Source organism: Nocardia sp. CC227C (assembly GCF_030767025.1).
Classification (GTDB): domain Bacteria; phylum Actinomycetota; class Actinomycetes; order Mycobacteriales; family Mycobacteriaceae; genus Nocardia.
The window spans coordinates 65,523-74,431 of the sequence record NZ_JASITE010000026.1; the positions used below are offsets into that span (position 1 = coordinate 65,523).

The 8,909-nt window shown below is 64.2% G+C and carries 17 protein-coding genes; 5 read left to right on the forward strand and 12 right to left on the reverse strand.

The window, feature by feature from the left end; all coding sequences use genetic code 11:
* Positions 1 to 283: 283 nt before the first annotated feature.
* Positions 284 to 433 carry a hypothetical protein gene (locus tag QMO76_RS33505; protein ID WP_306365379.1) on the reverse strand — a complete coding sequence of 50 codons (150 nt, stop codon included), beginning with the start codon at positions 431 to 433 and terminating at the stop codon, positions 284 to 286.
* A 306-nt stretch (positions 434 to 739) separates the two neighbouring features.
* Here QMO76_RS33505 and QMO76_RS33510 point away from each other — a divergent pair, with 306 nt between their 5' ends.
* The 3 genes from QMO76_RS33510 to QMO76_RS33520 all read left to right on the forward strand — a co-directional run bounded on the left by QMO76_RS33510 (position 740) and on the right by QMO76_RS33520 (position 1,715).
* The gene (locus QMO76_RS33510) at positions 740 to 877 is read left to right on the forward strand and encodes a hypothetical protein (RefSeq protein ID WP_306365380.1); all 138 of its coding nucleotides are present in this window, start codon (positions 740 to 742) and stop codon (positions 875 to 877) included.
* 101 nt (positions 878 to 978) lie between these two features.
* Complete coding sequence (locus QMO76_RS33515) at positions 979 to 1,200, forward strand: type II toxin-antitoxin system HicA family toxin (RefSeq protein ID WP_306365381.1); 222 nt, start codon at positions 979 to 981, stop codon at positions 1,198 to 1,200.
* Complete coding sequence (locus QMO76_RS33520) at positions 1,197 to 1,715, forward strand: hypothetical protein (protein WP_306365382.1); 519 nt, start codon at positions 1,197 to 1,199, stop codon at positions 1,713 to 1,715. Before QMO76_RS33515 ends, QMO76_RS33520 begins: the two co-directional genes overlap by 4 nt.
* 187 nt (positions 1,716 to 1,902) lie before the next feature.
* On the opposite strand, the gene QMO76_RS33525 is transcribed toward QMO76_RS33520, so the two are convergent.
* From QMO76_RS33525 to QMO76_RS33545, 5 genes are all read right to left on the reverse strand, one after another.
* The gene (locus tag QMO76_RS33525) at positions 1,903 to 2,619 is read right to left on the reverse strand and encodes a metallophosphoesterase family protein (protein ID WP_306365383.1); all 717 of its coding nucleotides are present in this window, start codon (positions 2,617 to 2,619) and stop codon (positions 1,903 to 1,905) included.
* A complete protein-coding gene (locus tag QMO76_RS33530) occupies positions 2,616 to 2,816 on the reverse strand; it encodes a hypothetical protein (RefSeq protein ID WP_306365384.1) in 201 nt (66 codons plus the stop codon). Before QMO76_RS33530 ends, QMO76_RS33525 begins: the two co-directional genes overlap by 4 nt.
* A 307-nt stretch (positions 2,817 to 3,123) precedes the next feature.
* A complete protein-coding gene (locus tag QMO76_RS33535) occupies positions 3,124 to 3,411 on the reverse strand; it encodes a hypothetical protein (RefSeq protein ID WP_306365385.1) in 288 nt (95 codons plus the stop codon).
* Entirely contained in the window at positions 3,408 to 3,785 is a 378-nt protein-coding gene (locus QMO76_RS33540; protein ID WP_306365386.1) for a DUF3310 domain-containing protein, read from the reverse strand. Before QMO76_RS33540 ends, QMO76_RS33535 begins: the two co-directional genes overlap by 4 nt.
* Entirely contained in the window at positions 3,782 to 5,374 is a 1,593-nt protein-coding gene (locus QMO76_RS33545; RefSeq protein ID WP_306365387.1) for a hypothetical protein, read from the reverse strand. The genes QMO76_RS33540 and QMO76_RS33545 overlap by 4 nt, the downstream gene beginning before the upstream one ends.
* Before the next feature lie 89 nt (positions 5,375 to 5,463).
* On the opposite strand from QMO76_RS33545, the gene QMO76_RS33550 reads away from it, so the two are divergent.
* The gene (locus QMO76_RS33550) at positions 5,464 to 5,820 is read left to right on the forward strand and encodes a hypothetical protein (RefSeq protein WP_306365388.1); all 357 of its coding nucleotides are present in this window, start codon (positions 5,464 to 5,466) and stop codon (positions 5,818 to 5,820) included.
* 54 nt (positions 5,821 to 5,874) lie between these two features.
* Here the strand turns inward: QMO76_RS33550 and QMO76_RS33555 are convergent, their stop codons facing one another.
* The 6 genes from QMO76_RS33555 to QMO76_RS33580 form a co-directional block, all read right to left on the reverse strand.
* The gene (locus QMO76_RS33555) at positions 5,875 to 6,171 is read right to left on the reverse strand and encodes a hypothetical protein (RefSeq protein ID WP_306365389.1); all 297 of its coding nucleotides are present in this window, start codon (positions 6,169 to 6,171) and stop codon (positions 5,875 to 5,877) included.
* Entirely contained in the window at positions 6,168 to 6,497 is a 330-nt protein-coding gene (locus tag QMO76_RS33560; protein ID WP_306365390.1) for a hypothetical protein, read from the reverse strand. Before QMO76_RS33560 ends, QMO76_RS33555 begins: the two co-directional genes overlap by 4 nt.
* Positions 6,498 to 6,559: 62 nt before the next feature.
* Positions 6,560 to 7,018, reverse strand: coding sequence for a DUF6221 family protein (locus QMO76_RS33565; RefSeq protein WP_306365391.1), 459 nt, complete (start codon positions 7,016 to 7,018; stop codon positions 6,560 to 6,562).
* Positions 7,015 to 7,260: a hypothetical protein gene (locus QMO76_RS33570; RefSeq protein WP_306365392.1), complete on the reverse strand. Its 246-nt coding sequence runs from the start codon at positions 7,258 to 7,260 to the stop codon at positions 7,015 to 7,017. Before QMO76_RS33570 ends, QMO76_RS33565 begins: the two co-directional genes overlap by 4 nt.
* A complete protein-coding gene (locus QMO76_RS33575; protein WP_306365393.1) occupies positions 7,253 to 7,516 on the reverse strand; it encodes a hypothetical protein in 264 nt (87 codons plus the stop codon). The genes QMO76_RS33570 and QMO76_RS33575 overlap by 8 nt, the downstream gene beginning before the upstream one ends.
* Positions 7,513 to 7,656 carry a hypothetical protein gene (locus QMO76_RS33580; protein ID WP_306365394.1) on the reverse strand — a complete coding sequence of 48 codons (144 nt, stop codon included), beginning with the start codon at positions 7,654 to 7,656 and terminating at the stop codon, positions 7,513 to 7,515. The genes QMO76_RS33575 and QMO76_RS33580 overlap by 4 nt, the downstream gene beginning before the upstream one ends.
* 212 nt (positions 7,657 to 7,868) lie before the next feature.
* Between QMO76_RS33580 and ligD the strand changes: the two genes are divergently transcribed.
* Positions 7,869 to 8,822, forward strand: a complete 954-nt coding sequence (gene ligD / locus QMO76_RS33585) for a non-homologous end-joining DNA ligase (protein ID WP_306365395.1) — start codon at positions 7,869 to 7,871, stop codon at positions 8,820 to 8,822.
* Positions 8,823 to 8,909 lie beyond the last annotated feature (87 nt).

An 8,909-nucleotide genomic window follows, 5' to 3' on the forward strand; every position in this document is an offset into this window, starting at 1 on the left:
TACTGCCGTTTGGGCTGTTCAGGCCCAGGTCGGCGTCTTCGGAGCATTCTGGGGTCTCCGCCGCGGTTGGTGATCTCCCGCCACAGCAGGTAGCTGATCCACGCCAGATCCAACTGGACGCTCTGATCGTCTGGGTCGTAACCCATTTCGCGAAGCTCGCGACGCCGGTGCTGGTCCATATCGTCTAGGACGTGTGGCCGCCGGACCGGGTTCCGCCGCGGGCCATCACGCACCGCGAGTGGGCGGCAGGAACGTAGACCTGCCACCCACCAGCGCGATCTATCTAGTCGTCATCGTCGGTGTCGTTGCGGTCGGCTGCCGCGTCCGCACGGTCAGCGAACCCGCTCGTCGCGGTGTCGGATTCCGGGTCTCGTTCGGCCGCGGCGTTGATGCGGTCGGCCGCTTCGCGGTCCATGGGAGTGCCTTTGCTCATCGTGTGCTCCTCGATGCTTGACGCGCACCCGTAGAACGCACCATCTTGCGGGTGCGCTGGCGTGTATGAAGGGTGTCCGGCGTCGGCAAAGCCTGACGTCGGCGCGTCGCACATCCGGCCTCGATGCGGGTCCCGGGAACACCGTCGGCAAAGCCTGACGGGGAGCATGTTCCCGGCCGGTTCCTATTGTCGCTGATCGCGGGCGCCCGCGGCAGGGGCGTCATCGTGGACATCGTGCGGACATGCGGTCGTCCGCTGGTTGAGCGCCTTCGGTGACGTGTCACCTTCGCTGGCTACTATCACGCTGTGGCTGATGATGACGCGAGACTATGCACCAAGTGCGGCGGCAAGCTGGACGCTGATCGGTGGATGTTGTGCCCGGAGTGTCAGGCGAAGATCGAGGCGTACAACCGCGAACACTGGGGCTGGGCGCTCAACGAGTAGCGCCACCTGGCAGCACTCAGCCCGCCAATCGGCAATGCACGCTTCCCGTGCGATTTGTCTAGCGATTTGACTTGATTCCGTCTAGGCGTTAGACTTATGCTATGGTCACCGAACAACCCTCCCGGGTCGTCCTCCGAACCCTCTCCAAAGCGGGATGGTCCTTCAAGAGGAACGGCAAGGGAAGCCATGTGGTCTGGAGTTGCCCTAGCGGCAAGCACCCTGTGACCATCCCCGTCGGGCACGGAGCCATAAGCGCGGGTGTGGTACGCAACGTGGACAAGGCTATCGAGGATTGTTCGTGCGATCAGGAGGAGCAGCTGTGAAGTACGAAGCACACGTCACCGGCCGTGACGGCCGCTGGTGGGCGGTCACAATCCCCGCGCTGGGCGAAGACGCACTCACACAGGCGCGCAAGCTCTCCGACGTGGAAGAAGAAGCACGCGACTACATCTCTGTCACCCTCGACGTAGCGCCCTCCACAGTCGAAATCGAGGTGGTCATAGATGATTTCGGTGAAGTGCGCAATCTTCAGGAGCGATCCAGCTTCATCAAAGCGGCACGGAAACTCATCGAGCAGCTTGAGGACGATGTCCGCCAGGAAACACAAGCACTGACAGCTGAACTCACAGCCGAGAACGTTCCCATGCGTGAGATCGCACAACTGGTCGGCACAACTTTCCAACGCGTCGGGCAGCTTGCTTCCGCAGGAGTAAGGCAGACGCCAGCGCAATCGCTGTGGGTGATTGCTGAGACCGATCCCGATCTGTTCAAGCGGGCGAGAGACATCTTCCTTGAGCTCACCCGCAACGCCGAACGGATGTCAGCATCCAGCGAGTAGCACGTGCAGGAAGGGGGCTGACAGTCCGCCGGTCACACCAGATCTCGTTGATCAAGTCCACAGCTCTCGACACCGACCGCACATAGGTGGCGTGCAAACCATGCGGGGAGGTCGGTCACGGGTCCTCCGAGGTGTTCGGGCAATGGATAGTTTCCGTGCGGGCCGGAACTGGCCGGTTTCCTGAACGTCATTGCCGCATGCGCTCCCTCACCGCCTCCATCGTCTTCGGCGGGTAGTTGCCCCTGTCCCGCATCGCCTCCAGTGCCTCCACGGTGATCTTGCGGCCGGTCCGCTGCACGTGCATCGGGGCGGTCAGAGCTGTCGGCACGCCCGCGGCGATGCGTTCCTCCACCCACGCCAGCGCTACGGGCGCTAGGTCGTGGGCGTCGACTCCGACGTGCAGCTGTCGCCCGCGCTGCCGTATGGGTGAGTGGGTGTGTCCGTGAAGGAGCCAGCCGCCGACATCGTTGGGGCGCCATTCGTTGTGCCGCAGCACTTCGGTGTGGTCGCCGTCGGGGTCGTTCGCGTATGGGAAGTGGGACAGCAGGACGCGGGCGCCACCGATTTTGCGGGTCGCGGTCTGCATGACGGTGGCGAACACGTCGAGGTAGGCGCGCATCGCCTTGTGCGCGCTGGTGTGCATGCCGTGGACGGGGTCGTGGTTGCCGGCGATCAGGTGTTTGGTGTCGGGCCGGTTGGCGATCCATTCGAGTCCGGCGGGTTCAGTGCCGCGGCGGCCGGTGACGTCACCGAGCACCCACACCTGGTCGTGCGGGCGGATGACGGCGTCCCAGCATCGGGCGAGTTCGGTGTCGTGCTCGTCGGTGCTGGTGAAACCGCGAATTTCAGCGACTTTGGTGTGGCCGCCGACGTGCAGGTCGGAGGTGAACCAGATCCCGGTCATGTGTTCCGCTCTCGGACGTCGCCATATTCGGCGGCGAGGTGTTCTTCGATCTTGTTGGCGAGTAGTGCGGCGAGGTCGGCGAATTCGTGCGGGATGAATCGGGGGTTGCCGATATGCCAGTCGTCGCTGAGGGTCAGGTCGAGTGCTCGTCGATGGCTGGCGCCGTCGATGTGGACGGTGACCGATACCCGGCTCATGCCGCGTCGTCTCCCTGTTGTCATTGTTGTCTCCGGTTCCGTCCCGCTGCCCCGATCTCGAGACGTACACTCTTCGTGGTCAGAGCAGCGCTAGGCGGGTCAGCGGTGGCATCCACCGCTCCTACGTCGCTCTGACCGAACCGAGAGTTGCACTCTCGGTTGCAAGGAAGTGATGGAGGCCAGGGCATCGCTCCTACGACACCCTGGCCGAATGGGTTATCGTGCCCTGTTCACTCGGGTCACGATGTAGGTGAGTGCGGCGTCCTTTGCAGCTCCGGACGCAAACCAGGCTGCGCGGTTCGCCGGCTCACCTTTCCGGCGGTGCTTGCCAGGTGGCGGCGGTCGAATCGGCCGCCGCCGTCCGGAAACGGGCTCGCTGCGAGGTCGCCTTCACGATGGTGTCGAGCACTTCATGGACGTCGGTCGCGAACGAGTCGAGCGTCTGGTGGAACGCTTCATGCTTCCGCGGGTCCGCGACTTGCGTACCGCATTCGTCGCAGACCTTCTCATCGACCCGGACGAAACGGCGCGGCTGCCGTACGGGTTCCGCGAGCGTGGGCGCTTCGCCGGGCAGGTCATCAACCCAATCGGTCATGCGGCGGCCTCGTAGGCTCGGATTGCGGATTCGACGCGGTTCAGCGCGGCGGCGAAGTTCGAGTTGACGATGTCGATCAGCGCCGCGTACGGGCCAGCCGCGAACGGGACTACGTACTCGCGCATCAGGGTGAGTACGAGCCCGTCGACCCCTTCCAGGACCGCCCGGCGGGACAACGCCGCGTAGTCGTCGCTCGCCCACCGTAGGTATACAGCGGCTTTGCGAAGGTCTTCGACACCGTTCTTCTCCTGATGCCGCCACACGTACTTGAACGCGTTGCCGGCGTTGAAGGTGAGATGCCTTGTGATGTCGATGCATTCGCACGTGAACCGTGACTGCGTGTAGTGGACAGGGTGGTTGATGACATCGCTCATGCGGCTTCCTCTGATGTTGTTGAGGTGTAGAACGACTCGAGTGGTCGACCTGCGAGCTGGGCGAGCATCCGCAGGCGTTCCAAGACATGTGGCGGGACGAGTCCGCCAGCGATATCTTGCACTCGGTAGCCGTCGAGACTTCCGATGCCGCGCAAGACGGCATCCGGGACGGGGTCGTCCAGGTCAACGATGATCGGGTGCGTGATGCTGTGGCGGCGCGCGTACCGTCGAGCGTCCGCGTCGCGGCTGGCGATGATGATGTGGCGGACGGAGTCGGCCGCGGTGTCCCATTCGGCGCGCAACTCGTGTTGGCAGCGCCAGCACAGGGAGTGGAAGTTCACGCGCGTGTGCTGCTCGCAGTACGAGCACACGCCGTGCGTCCAGCCGACGGTCGGCACCGCCCAGCCTGGCACTCCCCCATTGCGATGCGCGTCTTTCGGTTCGAACACCCACGCATTGGTGACCGTGTTCCATCCTGACCGCACGTACTCGACGGTGTCGACAGTGGGTGTGACCGGCCCATCGAAGTCGCGGAAGGAGAGCCGAGCAGGCTGCGGGACACGGATCTCGTCGAATCGAGCAATGTCGATACCGTGTCGTGTCTGCCCGTGCGCGGGTCCGCCTCGGAACTCGATTGTGTCGGAGTTCGGCTGTTGCCATCGCAGTTCGAAGCGTGTCGCAGGCTGGCCGAGGTCTCGGGAGCGACCGACCCTGCGAACCAGAATGTCGGCGCTCGACACCCCGATTTCAGGCCGCCACTCGCGCACCTGACTGCGGAAGTAATCGAGGTGGTGGGGGTCTAGGTCTTGTTGTTCGACGGTAACCCCATTCGCCACGGCCACGGAGACACGCAGGTTCTGCAACTGCTGCAACTCGTGCAGGCTGAGGATCGCTGAATCGTCGCGGAGGTACCAGCCGTCGCCGGGTGGCCGTTCCTCGCAATGGACTTCCATCCAGCGGGCGCCGTTGTCGCTGAACCCTATGCGGGCGCTCATGTTGACGGTCCGATCGACGAGCAACGGGATCTCCCGGCCGTCGATGTACAAGACGTCGCGGCGCCGGAAGGGCAGGCCAGCCAGCGGGCTATCTGACCATCGAGTGTCGTAGGAGCTGCTGTCGCGCAAGTCGATGCGTCGTCGCCGGACGTCGTCGCAGCGCCACCAGCGCGGGCCAGGTGAGTCATCGAGTGCGGCCAGGCGCCGTTCATTGCTCGACACGTCATAGTGGCTGAGGGGCGGCAGGCCGGCGACCGCCGCCATGTTGTCGAGCAGCCCGTGGGCTACGCGAAGGTAGTCGTCGGCGGCTGCCGCAGGTGGTTCGAATTCGCCGTCGAATGTGGAGCCTGGGCAGATGATGCGCGAGTTGTCTTGGTCGTACCGGTATTCGGGGTCCATCCGGCCGCTGCGGCGCATCAACCGCATGCGTGTGGTGATCGGGAGCCCGTGGAAGTCGGCGTCGCACCATGCGTGTGGGCATTTCGCCTGGTTCACATTGTGGTCGTAGCCGCTGCGCTGCTCGTATTTGGCGAGCTGCCAGTCGACGAGCGCGTCGATTTCGTCGACTATGTCGCGGCTGCCGGATTCACTCACACACCTATTGTGTCGGGCTGGTCAAAGGAAAAATCTCGATCCTCGCGGTATCCGAGCGGGTTCCACTAGCAATTGACTAGAGTCACAGCGTGGCAACCGAATTCATCAAAGGACGAGCCGGGGAATCGGTTCCACCTGAACCTCCTGAGGCTTCGGTAGTCCGATTCTCCGTTCAACATTCCGCCCAGTTTGGCTGGGAGGAGACGCGGCGCGTGTACACGTTCGTCGCGGTTCGTTTCCGCGATCAGTGGTACACAACCAGAGTCGACGACGAAATCGACTACGAGGACGGCCAACAAATCCGATGGGGTGTTGCGCCTGTTACCGACTGGGCCGAGATCGTGACCGCCACCTATGGGCCAATCGAACTCGCAACCAGATGGGAATCGCTGGGCATGGGTGAGGGAAAACATACTCATCCGGTCTCACAGCACAGTAGCCGATGACCGAATCGTTCAGTCGGCCAGCATAAGTTGAGCGTGTCATTCGGGCAGGGTTACCTACAGCCGCGGGTCGTGTACGAGCCGGAAGTTCCGGAGGCTGTTCTCGTCGCCGTCCGCGGTGAATTCGCGGCCGACGACTTCGCCGGGATTGGGGAGTTCGCAGTCGCGGGCGATCTCGGTGGCGGAGAGCATGGCTGGGTTGTCGTGCCGGTTCCACGGTGTGACCGCGCGGGCCTGGTCGCCGACGACGCCCATCACCCATACTGGGATGCGCCCGTCGGGCAGTATCTCGTAGTCGTCGCCGATCGCGCGGTCCCAGTTGTACTCGGTTCGTCGCGCATGTGCGTCATTCATTGCATTCTCAGCGCTTTCGTCTGTCGCGCCGTTGCGAATTGGCGGTAGCCGAGCGGCGGCACTTCGCGACAGTAGAAGGTCCCGTTCGGGTCATGGAACTCGATCTCCGGCCATCCGCTGGCTTCGAAGTTCTCGAACAGATCGAAATCGCCGCGTTCCATAAGCCGAAGACCATCTCCCCAAATGATCGCGAAAGCGACTACCCCGCAGGCACACTGGGTACAGAAGCCGATGTCGATGCCTCGCTCATGCGCCAGGTCTTCAAGGTCGGGTGGGTAGTGTCCGGTGTGGCCGTTCTCGCAGATTCTGATCGTCGCCGGGTTCATAGCTAGGGAGCATAGATCGCGGGCCTGGTCGAAATGGCGACTCTCAGAAATCCAGCTCAGTCTCATCCCCCAGAGTTCGACGCAGTCGCTGAACGATCATTAGCCCACTCCGGCCGGTAGTCGGCGTGCTCGCGCCAGATCGCGGCGAGGCCCCGTAACTCCGGGCACGGGTAATGCTCCATCGGCGAACACCGATTGCACCACTGCCCGTCGAATGACGCATGCGATCCGAGTACGCCACGCTGGAAGGCAACCTCCCGCAGTACCGCCGCCGGGTCGTTCGCTGCGATCAGCTGCGCGACTGCCTCGCTGCGCGGGCCGCCACCGCAGTCGGCGTGCAGCGGATTCGATGCGCCGTTGACTGTCACCACGTCCCCGAAGCTGTCGACCCGCCACTGCTCCGGCTCCCATGGCGGCTTCTTCGCCGGGTACTTCGGTGTGACGGCTGGGAGTTCGGTTGCGTCGCGCGCGAGCTGTTCCCGCTCGGTGAGCCGGGCATTGATGAACACTGCGATCGTCATTCGTTCCATCCCAACGCTTTCCGCACCTCCGGCCAGCGCGGGTAGTGGGTGTGTTCGCGTACGGGTTCGTCGGCGCCGAAGCGACGTACTTCGTGCCGTTCGGCGTTCTCGATCATGTACAGGTAGGCGCGGATCGCGTCGCGGACACGGCCCGCGGTGTCGGTAGCGGGCGAGTCGATGAACGCCATGTCGGCAGCGGTGAGGGCTGCGTCGTCGAGTTCAGGCAGTAGCTGGTCAGCCATGCGATCCTGCTTCGGTGGTGTCGTTGAGTTGATGTGCCCGGTATTCGCAGATCGCGTCCACGAGAACCGTGTCCGCGAGTACCGCGACCGCGGTGTGCTTCACCCAGTCATCGAAATCGTCGAACTCCTGGAGGTTGCCGACACCGGGGTGGTCGATGCAGGACGTGCAGAAGAAGCCCCCGTGATGCGATTTGAACAGCGAGTGCTTGGTCAGTGCGACCGCGAGCATGTCTCGGACGTCGGCGGGGACGGTCATGCGATCAGCTCGGCTACAGGGAGGATGCCGCCCGCGGTGGTGCGTGCGGCCCAGCGTCGAGCTTCGACGGTGGGGGCGAAGAGGGTGACGAACACGAGGGCTCCGAGCAGTCCGAGGGTGAGGTAGAAGCCGCCTGGCATGGTGTGGTCTCCGTTCGCGGCGAGTCGTTTGCTCGCGCGCCTGTGTTGATTCTCGAGGCGGTGTCAAAGGCGGTTTCGGTGGCTGGTGATGCGGGTGCGCCTGGCGGGGTTGCCGTGTTGTTGCGGTGCGTGTGCTGCCCACGATGAAAAAGCAGACCGGTCGTAACGTTTTCGGTAGATCAACACCCCACACCCACCCATACGCTCACCGCATGCCGCCGCCCACCCCCATGCTCGCCACCGCCGGCCAACCACCCGACAACCCCGGCTGGGCCATCGAAATGAAATGGGACGGCGCCCGCATCATCGCCACCATCCACAACGGCACGCCCCGCCTCTACAGCCGCAACCAGCGCGACCACACCAGCGCCTACCCCGAGATCGTCGGCGCCCTGACGGAGCAGTGCCGTGGACGTGACATGACCATCGACGGCGAAATCGTCGCCCAACTCCCCTCCGGCGCACCCTCGTTCGGGCTACTTCAGCAACGTCTGCACATCGCCAACCCGAGCACGGAACTCGTACGCACCGTCCCGGTCCAGTTGTTCGTCTTCGACGTCCTGGCCGTCGACGGGGAACCCACCACCGCGCTCCCCTACCGTGAGCGTCGGGAACTACTCGACCATCTCAAACTCGACACTCCCCCACTCCACACCCCGCCCTACTGGCACGACATGCCAGCCCGACAGTTATTGCAGGTGAGCGCGGAGCACGGCCTCGAAGGGATCGTGTCCAAACGCCTCGATTCCGCCTACACGCCGGGGCGGTCGCGCGCGTGGATCAAGACGGTGCTGCGGCATGAAGTCGACGCCGTCGTCATCGGATGGCTCCCCGGCTCGGGCAGGGTCGCGGGCACGTTCGGTTCCCTGCTGCTGGCGGGCCGCGACGAGACTGGTGACCTGGTGTTCATCGGCGCTGTCGGGACGGGGTTCACCGACGCGGTCCGACGGTCTCTGCGCCTGCACCTCGACGAACTCGCCGTCAGCCAGGCACCGGTTACGGGACCGATCCCGCGTCCGGTTGCCTCGCTGGCACGCTGGGTCACGCCGCGGCTGGTGGGCACGGTGGAGTATCGAGAGTTCACGGGCGGCAGCCTGCGGCATCCGAGCTGGCGGGGGCTGCGGGTCGACAAGACCGTCGATGGGGTGGAGTTCCCGCCGCGGTGAGAACTGGCCGGCGGGGCGAGGCCGAAGCCCGCATGTGAGAGACCCCGCCGGCCCGAACATCGACCACCGAAAGGGAGGCCGGGCACG

Bases quoted from the DNA above. Each gene is read 5' to 3' on its own strand.
- QMO76_RS33505 (WP_306365379.1), bottom strand. From the start codon at position 433: ATGAGCAAAGGCACTCCCATGGACCGCGAAGCGGCCGACCGCATCAAC.
- QMO76_RS33515 (WP_306365381.1), top strand. From the start codon at position 979: ATGGTCACCGAACAACCCTCCCGGGTCGTCCTCCGAACCCTCTCCAAA.
- QMO76_RS33525 (WP_306365383.1), bottom strand. From the start codon at position 2,619: ATGACCGGGATCTGGTTCACCTCCGACCTGCACGTCGGCGGCCACACC.
- QMO76_RS33530 (WP_306365384.1), bottom strand. From the start codon at position 2,816: ATGAGCCGGGTATCGGTCACCGTCCACATCGACGGCGCCAGCCATCGA.
- QMO76_RS33535 (WP_306365385.1), bottom strand. From the start codon at position 3,411: ATGACCGATTGGGTTGATGACCTGCCCGGCGAAGCGCCCACGCTCGCG.
- QMO76_RS33540 (WP_306365386.1), bottom strand. From the start codon at position 3,785: ATGAGCGATGTCATCAACCACCCTGTCCACTACACGCAGTCACGGTTC.
- QMO76_RS33555 (WP_306365389.1), bottom strand. From the start codon at position 6,171: ATGAATGACGCACATGCGCGACGAACCGAGTACAACTGGGACCGCGCG.
- QMO76_RS33560 (WP_306365390.1), bottom strand. From the start codon at position 6,497: ATGAACCCGGCGACGATCAGAATCTGCGAGAACGGCCACACCGGACAC.
- QMO76_RS33565 (WP_306365391.1), bottom strand. From the start codon at position 7,018: ATGACGATCGCAGTGTTCATCAATGCCCGGCTCACCGAGCGGGAACAG.
- QMO76_RS33570 (WP_306365392.1), bottom strand. From the start codon at position 7,260: ATGGCTGACCAGCTACTGCCTGAACTCGACGACGCAGCCCTCACCGCT.
- QMO76_RS33575 (WP_306365393.1), bottom strand. From the start codon at position 7,516: ATGACCGTCCCCGCCGACGTCCGAGACATGCTCGCGGTCGCACTGACC.
- QMO76_RS33580 (WP_306365394.1), bottom strand. From the start codon at position 7,656: ATGCCAGGCGGCTTCTACCTCACCCTCGGACTGCTCGGAGCCCTCGTG.
- ligD (WP_306365395.1), top strand. From the start codon at position 7,869: ATGCCGCCGCCCACCCCCATGCTCGCCACCGCCGGCCAACCACCCGAC.